Source organism: Bacillus cereus group sp. BfR-BA-01360 (assembly GCF_022663595.1).
Taxonomy (GTDB): Bacteria; Bacillota; Bacilli; order Bacillales; family Bacillaceae_G; genus Bacillus_A; species Bacillus_A cytotoxicus.
In genome coordinates this window covers 11,754-30,677 of record NZ_JAKUFV010000031.1, presented here as the reverse complement: position 1 = coordinate 30,677, position 18,924 = coordinate 11,754, and the positions used below count along the sequence as shown (strand labels likewise).

Genomic DNA, 18,924 nt, shown 5'->3' with positions numbered 1-18,924 from the left:
CCAATTTGTGGAAATGCTACAAGAATAATCATTAACAATAGCGATGGCACTGAGACTTTTTTCATTTCTAATCCCCTCCTATAACTTAGAAAATCTCAGATTATTAAAACGTTCTTTTGCTACGGAATGGGAGGGACCATGATAGAAATGTGATTATACAACAACAAAATAAGCACCTCATTTTCCTCATATCAATATCTATAGGAGGGTATGAGTGAAGCTATCATTTTTACTATTTCTCTTCATAAACATTAAGATAACATATATTGTAAATTCCCATACATACAGATAGTAGGTTCTTATCTTTCTTTGTGAGTATTCTTATTTTTCAGGAGTGAACCATACAATTTGTTGCATGCGAACAAATGTAAGTATTTCTTTTTCTTCTAATGTAATATGATCTGGTTTTACACTTCTTAACGTTCCACTCACACTTCCTCGAATCGTTTCAACTGTAATTCTTCTTCCTACAATAGATTGTAATGTTTGTACAACGTACGGATCAACTAATGCAACGATTTCTCCACTTAACTCATAACCATCTCGAAAATAGCCGTATACATCCTCATATGAATAGTACATACTTTAGCCCCCTCTTTTCAAGATGTTCTGTAAGTGTATGTTCTATTCATTTAAAATGTGCCTATCTAATAGAAAAGAGATACCGCATAATGGTATCTCTTTCATACGTAAGGAATATGAGAAGAAACGATTTTCTTGTCTATTCCCATTTATAAATCCAAAATTCTTCAATCTGCAACCATTTTAATGCTGCAGCATCTTTATTTTGAATTTTCACTTCTGTTTCTTCTAGCATTGCTTCTGTTTGCGAACGATGCGCACGCAAAGCTGCTAGTTTTTGATCAAAGACTTCACTAATATTATTTACAATATCCGGCTCTCCTAATACTTCTTCACGATTTTTTGTAATCGCAACAGCATGTATCACTGGACGCGTTTCTTTTGGCATGCGAGATACAGCGCGAACTGTAGCACGTCCGAATGCGTCATGGTCTGGATGAACACCATGTTCTGGATAGAATGTAATAATTCTTGATGGTTGCACATCACGAATGACAGCTTCAATTTTATCAGCTACAAAATCTACATCTTCAAATTCTAATGTTTTATCATGAAATCCGAGCAATCTTAAATCAGTAATCCCCATTGCTTCACATGCATCTTTTAATTCTTTTTCGCGAATACTTGAGATTGTCTCACGGTTTGCAAATACATGTTTCCCCATATTCCTTCCCATTTGACCAAGCGTTCCGCACGCATATGTTACAGGTACTCCTTGTCTTGTTAATAAACTAATTGTTCCTCCTGCTGCATAGGATTCATCATCGGGATGTGGAAATACAACTAATACATGTTTCTCCATATTTTCCCCTCCTTCTTATTTAAATGGTGTTAAGCTTAATTCAAGAGCTACAGCCAGACGCCCTTTATTATCATGACCTGAAAGTAACAAACGACCTTGCTCGTCCACTTCCCAATGTGTAATACCTTCAGCGTATACCCAGCCGTGATCCATTTTCAGACCAACTCGGTACGGATTCGTTCCAACAATTTTACCACGTTCAAAACGAATGATAGCATTACGAATGAATGCCCCAACTGTCATCATCTTTTCATTAAAATGTGAAGCGTATGCTCCATTTGTTGTTTCTAAATGAATATATACATCTTTATTTACAAAACGTTCAATTTCATGTTGAACAACTGTTTTATCTTTTACTATTTCCATCGGATTTCACCTCTTTAAAACATTTTACGCAAAAATAATGTAAATTGCTATCTCTATATTAGAGCAGAATGCTTACTTTTCCTAATAATTTGCACTTTATTTTACAAATTTATAGTATGTGAAATTTTGTTTTCGCTTACAATTGCAAAACGTTTTCTTTCCTTTTTTAATTTGCTACAATATATTTTATACGGAGGGATAAATTCGACAATTGAATACATATTTTAAAGAAGGTGACATATTGGAACATTCAGCACATGAAGTAACAAACCTGCAATATTATTTTGCAATTGCCGTATTTTTAATTACATACGGATTTATTATTTCGGAAAAATTGAACCGTGCTGTTATTGCACTGTTCGGTGCTGCTATTATGATTATTTTTAGCATTGTAGACTTACATACTGCTTTTACATCTCATATTCAATGGGAAACAATTACCCTTCTCATCGGCATGATGATTCTTGTTCATATTACAAGTCAATCAGGCGTATTTGAGTATGTAGCGATTAAAGCAGCAAAAGCAGCAGGCGGAAAGCCCATTCGCATTTTATTATTTTTATCCCTATTAACTGCCGTCGGTTCCGCATTTTTAGATAACGTTACAACCGTTTTATTAATCGTCCCTGTTACGTTATCCATTACACGCATGTTAAAAGTACAACCTGTTCCTTACTTCATTTCAGAAGTATTATTTTCAAATATTGGTGGTACAGCGACATTAATTGGTGACCCACCAAATATTATGATTGGATCAGCGAATAAGCATCTAGATTTTAATGCTTTCTTACTTAATTTAGCACCCATTGTTCTTATTATTTCTATCGTTACGTTAACTATTATTTACTTTATGTATAGGAAAAAATTGAAAACAACACCTGAACAAATTGCAAAACTTATGACTTTAAATGAAAAAGACTATATTCGTGATCAAAGCTTACTCGTCAAATCTCTTTCTATATTAGGTTTAACGATTCTCGGCTTTATTCTTCACTCTATTATTCATGTGGATGCAGCGGTTATCGCAATGACTGGTGCGACGCTCCTTATGCTAATTGGCGTGAAGCAGCACAAATTAGAAGATGTATTCGCTCACGTTGAATGGGTAACGATTTTCTTCTTCGCCGGATTATTTGTTCTTGTTGGTGGATTAATCGATATTGGGCTCATTTCATCTCTTGCTAAAGACGTAATTGATGTAACAAATGGTGATATTGGCTTTGCAGCTATGCTTATTTTATGGGTATCAGGAGCTGCATCCGCAACCATTGATAACATTCCATTTGTCGCAACGATGATTCCGCTTATTCAAGACTTGGCAGCAGGGCTTGGCTTATCTGTTGATTCGCCACAAATCGAAGTACTTTGGTGGGCACTATCACTCGGCGCTTGCCTAGGCGGAAACGGAACTTTAATCGGAGCATCCGCAAACGTGGTCGTAGCAGGTATTGCGAACCGTGAAGGACATAGATTTTCTTACCTTGATTTCTTAAAAATTGGCTTACCGTTAACCATCATTGCATTATTATTATCACATGCTTATATATATTTACGTTATTTAATATAACAAGGTTTGCAGCGATGTGCTGCAAACCTTGTTTGTTACCACAATCCCCCAATCATTGAACACCTTTTTTAATTTCTACAACCAGTCTTTCATGTCTAAGCTGTTGAACTTCACTTTGCAGTTGATGCACACTACCGTGCAATTCTTTTAACTCTGCTGCCTCTTCATTTACTGATGACATGTCTAAAACCCAACTACGTTCTCTTTAGAAATTGGTGCTAAGCCACCGATTATTAAAAAGTCGAAAAAATACAAGAAAGATTTGATTCATTCCTTAATCATTTCAATTTACATATCAAAAAGGTAGCTAGAAGAAATTCTCTAGCTACCTTTTTTGTACTATCCAGAAAAAGCTTCCGAATATTGAACAACACCTTGCACATTTTGAAGAGCATGTTCCGTTAACTCCATTGCCATAAACACTTCGCCTGGCACATCAAATGGTGCACGTATATCCCATAGGTGAGTCGGTTTAAAACCAAATTTCGTGTAATACTCTTTATGCCCTAAAACAATGACAGAATGGTATCCAAGCTCTTTTGCTTTTCTTAATACATTTGAAATCAACAAACTTCCAATTCCTTTTTTCTGATACCCTGGTGCAACAGATACTGGAGCAAGTGCTAGCGAATCTATACATTTATCACCATCTACTATTTGAATTTTAGATAAAAGGATATGACCAATAATTTCTTGATCCACCGCCACTAATGATAATTCTGGAATAAACGCATCACATTTTCTAATACGACTTACAAGTTCATGCTCTCTCTTATCGCTAAACTCTTCATGTAAAAATGCCTGTTGTACAACTTCTTCTGTTTTTTTATGCTCTTCTTCACGTTCTTGTCTAACAATTATTGGCATAACCTCTTATCCTTTATTCTTTCTTATTTCTTTTTGAATGTTACGCAGTGCTTTTTTTGATCCACGCTCTATATCATGCTGCATTTTTCGTTCTTTATAATCTACAAACAACGTATCTAAATCGTAACCTTCTGGATATAATTCCTTCGCCTCGACCTCTAAAGCAATCCGTTTACTATTTACTTCTATAAACCGCTCTTTGGAAAACACGACAACGTTGGAGAAGTTATCTTTCTCTCGGTATATAATTCCAAATTCATCATCATCTAATAATCTCACGCGATCTCCTTTTTTATATGCATATGCCTCTTCTACCGCTTGCTTTACAATTTTAGGCTTTCTTACTTTTCCTTCATGTAGCTTTTCTAAACGATATTCTTTGTTTTCCATGTACTCTTTTGCTCTTTGCAATACATGTTCTCGTACATTCATTTTTCGAGAAATCCAAAGTGCATTACTTTCTCCCGATTTTCCAATTAATAATTGATACATCGGTTCCAATGTTTCACTATGAAATTGCATCGCTGCATTCATAAAGTCACTATGCATTTCTGAGAATCGCTTAATCTCACCATAATGCGTCGTCGCGACAGTGATACAGCCCATGTGATAAAACTCTTCTAAAATAGAAATCGCTAGCGCAGCTCCCTCATTCGGTTCCGTACCGCTGCCTATTTCATCAAATAATAACAGCGTATTATTATTTGATACTTCCATAATTTCTGAAAGATTTTTCATATGAGATGAAAATGTACTTAGTGCATTTTCGATACTTTGATTATCACCGATATCTACAAAGATATGTTCAAAAACAGCAATCTCCGTTTCTCGCTCTCCTGCAATATGAAACCCCGACATTGCCGCTAATGTTAATAATCCGATTGTTTTCAGAACAATCGTTTTCCCCCCAGCATTTGGTCCTGTAATAATTAAACTTCGATACTTTTGACCAATTTCAAAATTTAGCGGTATCACTTTTCCTGATAAAAGCGGATGCTTGCAATGAACGAGCTTTATATACCCGTAATCATTTAACTTTGGTTCTATTCCGCCAATTTGCTTACTAAATTTTGCTTTGGCAAATACTAAATCATATTGACTCACTAGCTCTATATTTATTTTGATTTGATATATGTTTTCTAATATCATTCCTGAGAGAGTTGCTAATATTTGATATTCTTCCATCGCTTCTTCCGCTCGTAAGCTTGCCAGTTCCACGTTTAATGTTGTAACAGTATTTGGTTCTATAAAAACAGTAGAACCTTTAGAAGAAACTGCAACAATTGTTCCTGCAACTTGATTTTTATAAGACGCTTTCACCGGAATCGTATATCGGTCGTCCTTTTTACTAATGAAGAATTCTTGTATATACTTCTTATTTGCACTACTGTTTAAAAATTTATTTAACCGTTCCTTTATTTTTCCCTCTACCGAATCCATTTGATTTCGAATTCGTTTTAATTCTTTACTTGCAGCAGAATCAACACGGTTTCCTTTTATACAAAATTGTATTTCTTCCTCTATGCTTTTAAACTCGGACATAGAATTTGCATACGCTGCGAGCATTGGTGCAAAAAATTCCTTATCTAACATAAACTTTTTAATCTTGCGACAGCCCCGTAAAAAATCTGAAACACTCACGAACTCGCTTGGCTCTAGAATCATTCCTTTTTCTAGTTTTTGCATGATGTTATCAATATTAGAAATACCTAAAAAAGGTACATGTCCTTCTGCATCTAATATCGCTCGCGCTTCCGTCGTTTCATTCAATCGATTTCGTACTACCTTTATATTTGTACTTGGCTCTAATTGATCCAATAATCGCTTTCCTAACCCACTTACACAGTAAGATTTAACAATGTCCTTCAATTCATTGTACTGCAACTTTTCAAAAGTCATTTGATTCACTGTCTTTTCTCCTCACTATGATTGATTTACATCATAAACGAAGATACCTACTCATTACATTTTAATGAGCTGGTCATATATTTTGGTTTATTCAAATGGGTACAAAAAAAGCTGCGGAGATACCGCAGCTTTCGTTACATTTACAAGGCATGTGTAAAATATCATGAAAGAAACCGTAAAAAAACACGGCAATCCCATCATCATTACACGCTTTATAAAGTATAGTAGGTATCTTCATAGGGTTTTGAAATAAATCCATGGCAAACTAAGGGGTATACTTAATAGAAAATTCCCCTTGTTATTACCAGTTTTATTTCATTCAATTGTTCCTATTTAGAACCTACCACACTCACAAAAAGCACCTCTCATTCATTTATGTCCACTCATTAAAATCTAATTTATTGCAACTATCATACTATATGTTCCAATCCATGTAAAGGTGTCATTTTGTCACGCTTTCACCATAAGTATATTTCACTTCATACATGACAGATGCTTTCTTTCCTTACCTTCAGTACAATGAGTATATAACAAATATAAGGAGTGATTCCCATGACAGATCTCCAAAAACAATTCTTCTCTAGACTGCATATAAAAGAAAAAGAATCAATTTCATTTGAAGATTTAAATGAAATTCTTTACGCGATGGCGCAAACCGTTCCATTTGAAAATTTGGATATTATTCAAGGTAAAGTGAAAGAAATATCAAAAGAACATCTTCAAGAAAAAATTTTAGCAAACAACCGAGGTGGTCTATGTTATGAACTGGGCCCGATAATGTATTATTTCCTTAAAGATTGCGGGTTTGATGTTCATCTCGTATCTGGGACCGTTTATAATGCTGCTTCGGCTACTTGGGCTGTCGATTCTGGACATGTAGCAACTGTTCTAAAGCACAACAAACAATCCTATTTAATTGAAGTCGGTTTTGGCTCATACCTTCCGCTGGCACCTGTTCCTTTCTCTGGTGAAATCGTCCATTCTGTTACAGGCGACTATCGTATCCGAAAAGAAACGACTACAAAAGGAAACTACGTTTTAGAAATGAGAATAAATAATGAATTGCTAAATGCTGCTTCCTCTCAAGAGTGGACTTTAGGTTATGCATTTTATATAGAAAAAGCGGATGAAAATATCGTAAATGAAGCACAAAAAAACAATTGTCGAACATAAAGACTCTCCTTTTAATAAAGTACCTCTTATCACAAAACTAACTTCTGATGGGCATGTTTCTTTAACAAAAGATAGCTTAACTGTAACGAAACAAGGCGAAAAGAGAAAAGAAAAGATCACAAAGCAGCAATATTTAAACCTACTACATGCAATATTTGACATCCGATTATAGTTTATCCTTAAAAAGTTTTATCGCTTTTGACAAGACTTTTTATATATAGCAGGTATTTTTTTGCAATTTGTTGTATTTCATAGTTATATAGAGAGTAGATAAACTATATCATTAGAAAGGACATGATTATGACAACATTCAAAAGTAGAGTAGACGTACCCGATCAAGAAAAATGGGATTTAACGGATATTTATCAAACAATCCAAGACTGGCAAAATGACTATCAAAAGGTGGAAACATTCGTAGACGACTTAAAAACATTCAACGGGAATATTCATGATAGCTATAGTCTTCTTTCCTACTTAACGAAACGTGAAGAAATATCCCGCTTATTCAGTCTCATTTATGCATATGCACGCCTTCAGTCAGACCTTGACACACGCGATACAAAGGCACAGTCTCTTCTAGATAAAGCATCGCAATTACATGTGAAAATAAGTGCAGCAAGCTCCTTTTTCTCTCCATTTTTACTTAGTATAGAAGAAAAAACGTTACATTCTTACATAGAAGAAAACGAAGGTCTACAATATTATAAAGAAGATTTATTAGAATTATATCGTTATAAAAAACATGTGTTAAATAAAGATAAAGAAGAAATTTTGTCCCAAATGGGTGAAGCTCTCTCTTCCCCTCAGCATACATACGGTATGCTTAACAATGCAGATATTGTATTTGGAACTGTTACAGCAGATGATGAAAAAAAAGTACCTTTAACACGCGGTATGTATGCGAAATTAATAAAAGATGAAGATCGTGACAAAAGAAAAGAAGCATATAAAGCGTACTATCAACCTTATATACAACTGAAAAACTCTATTGCTTCCACTTTATCAGCAGCAATAAAGAATAATATCACCATTTCAAAAATTAGAAATTATCCTTCAGCCTTAGAAAAGTCTTTATTCGATGATAATGTTCCAAAGGAAGTATATGATAATTTAATTCAGACAACGAAACAAAATATTGCATCGCTTCATACATATAACAATTTACGAAAAGAAAAATTACAACTCGATGAATTGCGACAATACGATTTACATGTCGATTTAGTGAAAGGTGTGAAACAAGACATCTCTTACGAGGAAGCATTTGAAACCATGCTTGCATCTCTATCTCCACTCGGCGAAGAATACATTCAAACACTTCGAAGTTTTAAAGATAAACGCTATATTGATGTGAGAGAACTACCTGGTAAACGTTCGGGTGCTTATAATTTTGGTCTATACGATGTTCACCCTTTTATTCTCTTAAATCATAACGATGACTTAAATAGTCTCTTTACATTGACGCATGAATGTGGACATGGCATGCACACTCATTATTCACACAGTTTCCAACCGAGAATTTCTGCCCATTACTCCATTTTTGTTGCAGAAGTTGCTTCAACCGTAAATGAAGTATTACTTATTCATCATTTACTAAAAGAAGCGAAAGATATAGATGTGCGCAACCATTTAATCAATCACTTTATCGAAAAGTTTAAAGGCACTTTCTTTACACAAGTTATGTTTGCAGAATTTGAGAAAATCACACATGAAATGGCACAAGAAGGAAAACCACTTAATGCTCAAAGTTTTAACGAAGTATACGAAACATTGTTTAGAGAATATAACGGAGAAGCAGTTATATTTGATGAAGAAGTAAAATATGGTTGGGCAAGAATCCCGCATTTTTATCGTCCATTTTATGTTTATAAATATGCAACAGGATTTGCTTCTGCCATCCAAATTGCCGAGCAATTATTAAGTGGCGACCCTCTTTCCCAGCAAAACTATATTGCATTTTTAAAAAGTGGAAGTTCCGATTATCCGCTTCAACTTTTACAAAAAACGGGTGTCGATTTAACAACACCAAAACCAATTGAAAGTGCATTAGAGCGTTTTAAGAAACTTGTTGAAGAATTTTCAACGTTATAATCCAAATAACGGGTGCCTGTCATACATAGGTACCCGTTATTTGTTTATCTTTCTATATAATTCATAATTTTTCATATAACCTTCTCACTAAAAACGTACATATTAATAGAATATTACATAAAAATAAATTAAATAATATACCTTTCCTACTAAAACGGATTATGTAGTATATCGCAAAAAATGTTCTATTTATGCTCTTTTTTCAAGTGAATCAATAGACTGATTCCTGATGCTAGTATACATAAAGCGATGCCAATCCAGGCCGCTGTATATCCACACTTATCTACTACAAAACCAAAGATAGGCGGGGCCAATAGAATTGCGACTTGATTTAATGTTAAAGCAAAACTAACAGTGAAAGAAACCTCATTTTCGTTAGCATTTTCTGTAACTTCAACGATAAAAAGACTAAACCACCCGAGACTAAAGAAGCCTAACAGCCCGCTTACCATACATATATATCCAATTGACATTATCTTTATATTTAATATAGCAATGACACAGAAACATGCAACAAATACAGAAATCATTAACGGCTTAGTTCGATTTCCTCCATAAAGACGATCACTAATCGTCGCTAGAGCAACGCGGCCAATCATCCCGCAAAATAACATAATGGAAAATATCTTTCCTGCCAAAATAGGTGATATAAAAGTGGTAGCAGTTAAAAATTTCATAAAGTGTCCCACTACAATCAGTTGTAACGAAATCATACAAATTCCAGTAAACAAAACAGGATATAATTTTTTATTACTTGCAATCATCTTTAACTGTTGCAAAAACGAAATGCTTTTCTTATTACATACACGCTCACTAGAAGAATGAACAGGTTCTTTGTAAAACAGGAAAAACAAAATCCCTCCAATTATGCATATACTTGAAAGTACATATATAGCAAGCGATAGACTAAATTTTACAGAGAGAAACGGAATGATACCCCCTGCAATTGCTCCTCCGATTGGTATCCCCGCCTGCCTGATGCCCATAGCGAACCCTCTATTTTCTTTTGGAAACCATTTTAAAATGACCTTACTCCCTCCAGGTTGCGCTGTACTATAGAACACTCCTACAAAACAAAGAACAATGAATAGTCCCATAAAGCCATCCGCTAGATGAACAAGTAGTAAAGATCCGCCAAGCAAGATAGATCCCATTCCCATTAATAATTTCTCATTATATTGATCAAGTAACCTTCCTGCAACAAGCATACAAAAAAGCGGTCCAATATTAACAGCAGTTAACAACAATCCCATCTGCATATCGCTTAGATTGTACAGTTTTTTCCAAAAGAAAGATAGCGGTCCTACACCATATGTAACAAGCGTTGCACTAGCTTGCACTCCTGTTGCTAATATCAATACAAGCCATTTATAAAAATGAGCACTCTCCGTCACTTTTTCTTGTTTTAACAAATTCATCCCTCCCCCACACACTTTATTGTATGAATGTTCAGATATCATGTAAAATAAGTATTAATGATAAAAATCATCAAAAAAATTGATATCTTTTAGGAGGTCTTCCATGGATATAAAAGATCTTACTATTTTTTACGAAGTTGCAAAAGAACAAAATATATCTCACGCTGCTCAAAACTTAAATTATGTACAGTCAAATGTAACGATGCGCATTAAACAATTAGAAAAAAAACTTGGGGTACCGCTATTTTACCGTAACGGGAAAGGTGTTTCCTTAACTTCAAATGGGGAAATTTTATTGTCTTACGCACAGCAAATCCTTTCCTTAATGGATCAATCTATACAAGCCATCCAAAATAATGTATTGCATCCAACAGGGACATTAAAAATTGGCGCTACAGAATCTACAATGGCAGTGCGTTTTCCCTCTATATTGTCATCCTATTATGACATGTATCCCGAAGTTGATCTTATTTTAGAAACTCACTCAACAGAGCAATTAATTCAGCTTGTTCTTGAAAGAAAACTAGACGGAGCATGTATTGCTGGTCAAGTTCATCATGCTGACCTTGATTCCTTTTTCTTTCAAGAAGAAGAGCTCGTTATCATTAGTAAATCGCCTTTATCTTCTCTAAAAGAACTTGGGCAAATGAATCTACTCGCTTTTAGTCAAGGATGTTATTATCGAAATTTATTTGAGACATGGGCTTATGAAAAGGGAATTATTCCAAAACGAGTATTAGAATTTGGAACAATTGAGGCAATTCTCGCTTGTGTCAAATCAGGTATGGGAGTTGCAATCATGATTAAATCCCTCATTCAAAATAATGAACACCCTTTTGAACTTACACTTTTGCCAAAACGTGTTTCAAAGGTCCCTACTATGTTTATCGTTCGCAAAGATACCTTTTATTCAAATGCTTTACGTAAATTTATTGATAGAATAAATGAAAATGTATCATTTCATTAGAAAATTACCTAACAGTAAATGTATCTTTCTCTTTCGTTACAAAATCATTATTTTATTACTAATATTTCTATTTGCTTACCAGCGCTTTAAGCTCCAATAACATGTTGGAAAATTCGCTTTCATTCCCTCTAAAATAGATGTTGTAAATACCATTAGGGAGTGAAAACATGATAGATAAAAAACATGAATTGTGGCTTGATTCAGCAAAAGGGTTTGCGCTAATCCTTGTTGTTGCTGGGCATGCTTATAATCATAATAACCTTATAACTTATATCTATTGGTTTCATATGCCCGCCTTTTTTCTGTTTAGTGGTTATGTGTCTAAACCAGTAAAACAATGGTCACAAGTCGGACCTTATTTAAAGAAAAGAGCACATAGTCTACTCATCCCTTATATAACGTATTTAGGTCTTTTTACAATGATTCGTTATGCAGAGGAGCTAATGCAAGGAAATAGTTCTTTTCATTGGTATATAGAGGATATCGGAAAAGTACTATTCGGTGGAAGATTTATTTCAAGCTATTACGGGGTCTTTTGGTTTATAACTTGTCTGTTCTTTACACAAGTATTATTCCTCATTATATTTCTTATTTTTAAAAGAACACACACTCGCTTATTATTCATTGCTTTCTTATATATAATATCACATATTGAAGGAAGGTATATTAGCACCTTGGGCGGCTTAGAGCCTTCTCTACATGTGTGGATTCCCTGGAATATAGATGTATCTATGCTTGCCCTCGGATATTATAGTATCGGATATTATGTAAAACCATATTTAAAACAAATTCCCCCTGTTCTTACAGGACTCTGCACCCTATTGATAATGGGACTGATTACGATTCAAGAGCTAAATTTGCTGGATTATCATTTAAGTATGAAATATGTATCATATAATCATTATAGTTTAGATATAGTAATTCCGCTAATCATGACGATCGCATATTGCGGAATATTTCAACTTATAAAATCAAAAAAAGTACTATCACTTTGTTCTTCCATGAATAACAAAAGTATGGCAATTATGTATATGCACATAGGGGTTAATAAAATTCTTCTTGAATTTATAGATTATGGGAATATAATTTATACGATTGTAGGAGTAACAGTCCCCCTCTTCATCGCCATATTTATTCTCGAAAAGAAAGATACAGTCAGACATTTTTTCTTAGGTATTCAAAGGCGTAGTGAATTAAAGAGTTCTAAAAAAATGAAAATGGAATAAAAGGTATACCTAAATCAATGGTATACCTTTTATTCCGTTTCTCTTTATTTTTCTTTTAAAACACTATGTAATCGATCCGGATAATTTGTAAACATGCCTGTTGCTCCCCATCCGATTAACAGTCTCATATCTTCTTTCTCATTAATTGTATAAGGATGAATGAGCAGTCCATTCTCCCTAGCCATTTTCATATATGGTTCATTAATGATTAACTCTCCATTATCATTACGTAAGTTTGGTCCAATACCAACAGCATATTTTTTAATTTCTTGGAATTCTTTATTTGTTACATGCTGTGGAGCAGATGTAATTTTTGACTCTTCAACAATTTCATTCTTGTCATTTGGATAGTACCAAAGCAATTGAACTAATGGAATGTTTTGATTCATATTATGAATCTTTTTTAAACTTTCTTGACTAAATGATTGAATCATAACACGACTTGAGGACATATTTTGTCCAACTAAATTATATTTTTCTAACAATCCTAATAATTTCTCTTCCATTCCTGGGTACACATCAGGAGATTTTGTTTCAATGTAATATTTCATACTTCTTCCATATTTCCGGAAAACTTCTTCAAGTGTAGGCACTTTTTGTCCCACATATTCTTGTTTTGCTTTTTCTGGATAAGCCTCATTAAACCAAGAACCCGCATCTAAACTTTTTATCTCACTTAATGTTTTATCTCTCACTTCACCTGTTCCATTTGTCGTACGATCAACAGCAGTATCATGCATAGCAATCAATTGGCCATCTTTTGTTAATTGAATATCTAACTCTAAATAATCCGCTTTCATTTTTTTGACTAAATCATATGAAGCAAAAGTATGTTCAGGAGCATGTCCACTGGCGCCTCGATGAGCAATATTTAAAAATTTATTTGCATGCACCTTATTTTTCATATTTGTGTTCGCATCAACCGTTCCTCCGTAAACAAAACTCCCAATTAACAAGAAAATAACTAAAAAACTTACTATCTTTTTCATGTTTTCGTTCCTTCCATATTGCAAATTTCAACAAGTTAATGAGATTTACACGAAATAGAAGAAATACCCCCTATATGTTTTTATAAACCTATCCTAACATTGCACACTTGCTAAAGCATTTCAATCTACTACTCTATGTAACTAAAAATTTTCTTATCGTCACTCCTTTCTTCATCGTAATCGTATTCCCTATTGTGCTTATTTCCCTAAACAAAAAGCCATAAAACGCTTTAGAGCACACTACTAGCACCCAAAAACTGTTTTATGGCTTGTCTCAAAATCTCCAGCCTCTATTAACTTGTCATACTTAATCATACCAAATCTATGAAAATTTTTGAATATTTTTTAACAATTCATGAGATTTTTTGTTATATATAAGTGAAGAGCTTTTCTATATTTCCTTATTCTTAAAAAAAAGCTTTATACATTACTTCCTCAAGCCTCAAGTTTGTTTACTTGAATGTATTTCGAATTTTAGTTTCTACCAAAATACTCCCTTTCCAAAATAGAAAAATAATATTGATCAACCCATTTCTTTTGCCAAAACAGCTCTTCCTTAAAAATAGCTTCTCTTCTCATACCAACACGCTCCATTAAAATTGCCGAACTTATATTATGCTCATTGCACATCCCTACCACTTTATGTGCATCTAACTTTTCAAAAGCAAACTGTAATAAAAGTTGAATTGCCTCAGTTCCATACCCTTTTCTCTGGTAGCTTGGAAGTATTGCAAAGCCTATTTCCCAACTCTTTCTATATTCACTATTGTTCCATATTTGCGCTAAACCAATTGGAATTTTGTGCTTATCCTCAACTATACTTACAATAAAATCATAATTTGTTGGTTGTTCCGTATCCTTAATTTTCCTTATATACTCTTCATATATTACATTTTCATCTGATTCTACGTATTCTTCAAAATACCATAAATTCGAATCACACTCTATCCTACAAATAAAATTCAAATCGTGAATTGCTACTTTAGATAGCAATACTTTTTTTCCGAAAAGTTCCATAATGGTCTCCTCTCTTAACATGTGCATTCATTCTTTTTTATAGTATTATAATTATATTTCGTTTATCCTGCTATTTATAATCAGTAAGATTCTATCTCATTATTCAGAGAGAAGAAAGGAGATAGATGACAAACAAAAAAAGTAAGTTTTGAAAACGATGATTCAAAACTTATCCTTAAGCTAATTCATTTTATTTTTATATTCCAAAATAGAAAATAACAATTCTTTGAATCTCTATTAATTAAAGAAGCTAAGACTCCATTTCTGTAATGAGTTGCGTACGTTCTTTATCTCTATAAAATTTAATTTCATGTTTGAATACATAATTCCCATCTTGCATTCTTACCCATTCCTTACTTGTCCAATATACAACTTTCACTTGTGCGTTTAAAATGGTAGAACATACTGTAAACAATTCGTCCGCATAAAATGGTGCTTCTTTCGCTAATTCAGCAGCTAAGATCTCTGGATCATTGGTGTTGATGTGAAGTTCCCTTGAAGTTTGACCTAAATACTGCCATGGTGAAAAAGTAGAATATAAACCGCTGCGATCTAAAGATTTCACTTCTGATGTTGAATGTATGGGAGCTGCCGATGCTGGATTACAATAAATCCCAATCATTCCTCCAAATAATAAAGTCCCCATAACAATTTTTTTAAACATATTCTCATCTCCTCTAATGATTTTGTACACCTTCAATTGTTAGACAATTTCTATCTATCTGTAAATGAATATAATTAGACGACAATCTACATTTTTTTCAAAAAGTGTATATTCATTAATTTCTACATTTTTCTTTACAGAAAAAATCTTTCCTTAAGGAAAGATTTTCAGCGGAATATACATTTCTTTTTATAATAATTAATCCTCTAAATATTCTGGTATTAATTGATAAAAAGTTGCCTATTTAACATTTCACAACTTTTCCTATCTATCATCACACCTTTATTCCATATCAATAAGAAAATACTCATTAGACAGAAAAAGAAGCCAGAAAGCTGAGGAAAACAGCGTTTCTGGCTTCTTTAGATAAAAAGTATATTGAATTACAGTTCTCCACTTAATTTAACTAAAATTTTAGCTTGTGATTTATTATTTTATGTTTTCGGCACATTATCCTCATAGAAAAATTCTACCTACTCATTCTATGATTAAAGCTCTTTTTTCATCTACTAATTGATACAATGTTGTTTATTCTTCAATCATCAATTTACAATTTTTTCGAACTCGTCCATCGTTTTACTTATTTTCTCTTGATTATCAATCACTTCTTCTTGTAATTTTTTATTCACATCGTTAACAGTAGCTACTCCCTTTACAATGCTCTCTACATTTGAATTGATTTTTTTGATTGCATTCTCAACATTGTTAGCTAATCTTCTTACTTCCTCCGCTACTACTGCAAATCCCCGTCCATGTTCCCCTACTCTTGCTGCTTCAATCGCTGCATTTAAAGATAAGATATTTGTTTGGGAAGAAATATCTTTAATGATTTGAGCAATATCACTTACTAGAGTAACCTTTTCCCTCAAAGAATAGAGCGCTTCCATATTTTCCTTAGAATTAACATTTACTCTATTTCCTAAGTCTATTGATAAATCTTTCAGCTGAGAAACAACTTCTCTTGTTTGATTTTCACGTTGTGTAATATCTGTTGCAATTTTTAGTACAGCCTCTACTGCTCCCTGCTCATTCAAGATTGGAATGTATGTAGCTTCAAACCAAACTAACTCCCCTTTTTTAGTAACTCTTTGAATTTTTTCTTGAAACTTAATCCCTTGTTTTAAATTATCCCATAGCTGATTATATTCTCTACTATTTACAAAACTAGGAACACAAAATTGTTGATGAACTTTATTTTTCATTTCATTAACTGTATACCCTAAAGCTTGTGCAAAATGTTCATTTACCCAAATTACCTCTTTATCTAGGTTAAATTCAATCATCGCTAAATTCGCTTCTAATCCAGCTAAAACAAGCGACTGATCTAATACTTGAGTACTACCATTTGTATTAGAATAAATATCCACAAGAAAAAACTCCCTTTTATTCATATTTTTCACTATTATATTATATTTAAATATTAAAATACAAGTTAATATGAATATACAAAATAAATTGTGCAATTGTTAATACAGTGAAACTTTCATCAGTGTTGGGCTTAATAGCGGGATAAAAAATGATAAGCTATTTTCAATTGCACAACCATACAAAAGTCTATCTTTCTACATGAATATGCTCCCTTTTTAGTAGGGAACGATTTGAAAGCTTGTGGAACAGCTTGTACTTCTGCTAAATTTTCACCATATAAGTTTGTTGCTACACGAATACAGGCTACCTTTAGTTCTTTGAAGTTAGAGGTCATATTTAACTCATCTGTATTGGCATAATAGAAAATATTAAACATTTTATCTTCCCCAATCCCTTGCACGACTACACCATTTTGAGTACCGCCACTAGCAATAAGATACGCTACCTTATTAATAATGCTAGAATTCTTTCTTTCATTTTTAAAATAACTTCATTAGGTGCAAGCTTCTCTCCGGATGGAACTCCTAAAATAAAGGAAGCCCCCTCACTAGCATATACTTCCTCTCCTTTTTCATGCGTAACAAGAAATAACCCTTGTCCTTCAAATTCAAAATAAGCAATTTCTTTCATTTGTTCTGTATTTGATTGGATAGACTGATAGAGTTTATATAAATCTTTACTACGGTTCTCTCCCCCCATACGTATAGGTGCTTGATCATTTGTAAAAATCAAACCTTCCGGGTTATTTCTATTCAGAATAAACCATAATTTTTCATCTGTAGGCATTAAAAGTTCTGACAATTTTTCAGAAGCACTATTTATCATATCTTGTGGTTGTTTTGGTTCATACACACGAAAGAAAAATGTAGATGTCTCTACAGATGAATGAGAAGTAAAATGACTCATTTGGTAAAGTTGCTTTCCATCTTTCGATGAAATATTTTTACTATGTTGATAATCTTTTAATGCCATCTTTTCAGGATCTTCCTTTGGACGATCTGTTGCATAGGCTTTATTTATACATAGAATTGCAACACTTAACAACGCACACGGAATGACAAATTTCAATATTTTTTTCATAAAATCATTCTCCCCTTTATTGTAATCTAATACCCTCTACTAATATTTTGAACCGTTTCATTCCACCAAAATCTATTATTATTTTTGAATAATTCAAAGTTATGATTATAGTGATCACCATACCAAGGATCCATATAAGTAATATAGTCGGTCCCATCGCCTCCTTTAAAATAACCATCTAACACAAGAAAGTGTCCAACATTCCCGCCATTTTTCCAGTTAATTAGCGTAATCATAGGTTTATGACTATTAATTTGGCTTTTAAACCAATCATAAGAAAGAGCCCCACTACTAATTGTTGAAGTAAGACCAAAATAAGCAAGACCATGTTGTATTTCTCTAGAAGTAGCTGGATCATTATATAAACCTCCCTTTACATACCCAACAAATTGTTGTTGGCTGGTAGGTTGACCAAAATAGTTTAAAACAGACACAGCAGTACCTGCCCAACACCAATTTGATTGTTGTTGTCGAATATTAGGAACATATAATTTATAATTTGCTGCAGAATTAGGTGGATTTCCATTCACAAAGGCTGAAGCAATATACGCTTTCTTTCCATTTTTATAAAAATAAAACCAACGATTATCTAAATTGCCTGTCCAATAATCCTTTACAGCTTCTCCATATTCCCAACCATTAAAATGAACAGTCTGGTTTCCCGGAAGACGCTCTATTATATTTCCAGCCAAATTTTTATTATCGCGTACATTTACTCCAATAGGAGCTGTCACACCTGAAAATTGTATTTCGTCCGCAAATACATTATTCATACTAGAAAAACTCCAAATAGATAAAACAAATACAACTAGAATGAAAATTTTCTGCACATTCTTCATCTT

17 protein-coding genes and 3 pseudogenes are annotated in these 18,924 nt (G+C 33.4%); 5 read left to right on the top strand and 15 right to left on the bottom strand.

What is annotated here, in order from left to right; translation table 11 throughout:
- Positions 1–321: 321 nt before the first annotated feature.
- The 3 genes from MR056_RS20045 to MR056_RS20035 all read right to left on the bottom strand — a co-directional run bounded on the left by MR056_RS20045 (position 322) and on the right by MR056_RS20035 (position 1,750).
- Positions 322–582, bottom strand: a complete 261-nt coding sequence (locus MR056_RS20045) for a YuzF family protein (RefSeq protein ID WP_048723780.1) — start codon at positions 580–582, stop codon at positions 322–324.
- Positions 583–721: 139 nt separating this feature from the next.
- Complete coding sequence (gene bshB2, locus MR056_RS20040) at positions 722–1,384, bottom strand: bacillithiol biosynthesis deacetylase BshB2 (RefSeq protein ID WP_012094637.1); 663 nt, start codon at positions 1,382–1,384, stop codon at positions 722–724.
- 15 nt (positions 1,385–1,399) lie between these two features.
- Entirely contained in the window at positions 1,400–1,750 is a 351-nt protein-coding gene (locus tag MR056_RS20035; RefSeq protein WP_012094638.1) for a YojF family protein, read from the bottom strand.
- Positions 1,751–1,991: 241 nt separating this feature from the next.
- On the opposite strand from MR056_RS20035, the gene MR056_RS20030 reads away from it, so the two are divergent.
- Positions 1,992–3,317 (top strand): ArsB/NhaD family transporter, encoded by a 1,326-nt coding sequence (locus MR056_RS20030; RefSeq protein WP_048723777.1) that lies wholly within the window; start codon positions 1,992–1,994, stop codon positions 3,315–3,317.
- Positions 3,318–3,369: 52 nt separating this feature from the next.
- Here the strand turns inward: MR056_RS20030 and MR056_RS22325 are convergent, their stop codons facing one another.
- The 3 genes from MR056_RS22325 to MR056_RS20020 all read right to left on the bottom strand — a co-directional run bounded on the left by MR056_RS22325 (position 3,370) and on the right by MR056_RS20020 (position 6,092).
- Positions 3,370–3,498, bottom strand: coding sequence for a hypothetical protein (locus MR056_RS22325; RefSeq protein WP_012094640.1), 129 nt, complete (start codon positions 3,496–3,498; stop codon positions 3,370–3,372).
- Between the two features lie 158 nt (positions 3,499–3,656).
- Positions 3,657–4,184 carry a GNAT family N-acetyltransferase gene (locus tag MR056_RS20025; RefSeq protein WP_048723774.1) on the bottom strand — a complete coding sequence of 176 codons (528 nt, stop codon included), beginning with the start codon at positions 4,182–4,184 and terminating at the stop codon, positions 3,657–3,659.
- Between the two features lie 6 nt (positions 4,185–4,190).
- A complete protein-coding gene (locus tag MR056_RS20020; RefSeq protein WP_048723772.1) occupies positions 4,191–6,092 on the bottom strand; it encodes an endonuclease MutS2 in 1,902 nt (633 codons plus the stop codon).
- 552 nt (positions 6,093–6,644) lie between these two features.
- On the opposite strand from MR056_RS20020, the pseudogene MR056_RS20015 reads away from it, so the two are divergent.
- Positions 6,645–7,437 (top strand): annotated as a pseudogene (locus tag MR056_RS20015) (arylamine N-acetyltransferase family protein).
- 128 nt (positions 7,438–7,565) lie between these two features.
- A complete protein-coding gene (gene pepF / locus MR056_RS20010; protein ID WP_048723769.1) occupies positions 7,566–9,353 on the top strand; it encodes an oligoendopeptidase F in 1,788 nt (595 codons plus the stop codon).
- Positions 9,354–9,538: 185 nt separating this feature from the next.
- Here the strand turns inward: pepF and MR056_RS20005 are convergent, their stop codons facing one another.
- Positions 9,539–10,765 carry an MFS transporter gene (locus tag MR056_RS20005; RefSeq protein WP_176371941.1) on the bottom strand — a complete coding sequence of 409 codons (1,227 nt, stop codon included), beginning with the start codon at positions 10,763–10,765 and terminating at the stop codon, positions 9,539–9,541.
- Between the two features lie 109 nt (positions 10,766–10,874).
- Between MR056_RS20005 and MR056_RS20000 the strand changes: the two genes are divergently transcribed.
- Together MR056_RS20000 and MR056_RS19995 are read left to right on the top strand one after the other, a co-directional pair.
- Positions 10,875–11,738, top strand: coding sequence for a LysR family transcriptional regulator (locus MR056_RS20000; protein ID WP_012094646.1), 864 nt, complete (start codon positions 10,875–10,877; stop codon positions 11,736–11,738).
- 167 nt (positions 11,739–11,905) lie between these two features.
- Positions 11,906–12,964: an acyltransferase family protein gene (locus tag MR056_RS19995; RefSeq protein WP_087098926.1), complete on the top strand. Its 1,059-nt coding sequence runs from the start codon at positions 11,906–11,908 to the stop codon at positions 12,962–12,964.
- Positions 12,965–13,008: 44 nt separating this feature from the next.
- On the opposite strand, the gene MR056_RS19990 is transcribed toward MR056_RS19995, so the two are convergent.
- The 8 genes and pseudogenes from MR056_RS19990 to MR056_RS19960 all read right to left on the bottom strand — a co-directional run bounded on the left by MR056_RS19990 (position 13,009) and on the right by MR056_RS19960 (position 18,921).
- Entirely contained in the window at positions 13,009–13,953 is a 945-nt protein-coding gene (locus MR056_RS19990) for a glycerophosphodiester phosphodiesterase (protein WP_087098928.1), read from the bottom strand.
- 474 nt (positions 13,954–14,427) lie between these two features.
- A complete protein-coding gene (locus MR056_RS19985) occupies positions 14,428–14,970 on the bottom strand; it encodes a GNAT family N-acetyltransferase (RefSeq protein ID WP_012094649.1) in 543 nt (180 codons plus the stop codon).
- Between the two features lie 250 nt (positions 14,971–15,220).
- Complete coding sequence (locus MR056_RS19980) at positions 15,221–15,634, bottom strand: hypothetical protein (RefSeq protein WP_012094650.1); 414 nt, start codon at positions 15,632–15,634, stop codon at positions 15,221–15,223.
- A gap of 542 nt (positions 15,635–16,176) precedes the next feature.
- Positions 16,177–16,503, bottom strand: a complete 327-nt coding sequence (locus MR056_RS22755) for a methyl-accepting chemotaxis protein (protein WP_370684832.1) — start codon at positions 16,501–16,503, stop codon at positions 16,177–16,179.
- Positions 16,504–16,602: 99 nt separating this feature from the next.
- Positions 16,603–16,917: pseudogene (locus tag MR056_RS22750) on the bottom strand (PAS domain-containing protein); the annotation flags it as partial.
- 299 nt (positions 16,918–17,216) lie between these two features.
- Positions 17,217–17,468, bottom strand: a pseudogene (locus MR056_RS19970) (M4 family metallopeptidase); the annotation flags it as partial.
- Complete coding sequence (locus MR056_RS19965; RefSeq protein ID WP_087095089.1) at positions 17,444–18,082, bottom strand: hypothetical protein; 639 nt, start codon at positions 18,080–18,082, stop codon at positions 17,444–17,446. The pseudogene MR056_RS19970 and the gene MR056_RS19965, both read right to left, overlap by 25 nt.
- Positions 18,083–18,108: 26 nt before the next feature.
- Positions 18,109–18,921 (bottom strand): papain-like cysteine protease family protein, encoded by an 813-nt coding sequence (locus MR056_RS19960; RefSeq protein WP_041809849.1) that lies wholly within the window; start codon positions 18,919–18,921, stop codon positions 18,109–18,111.
- Positions 18,922–18,924 lie beyond the last annotated feature (3 nt).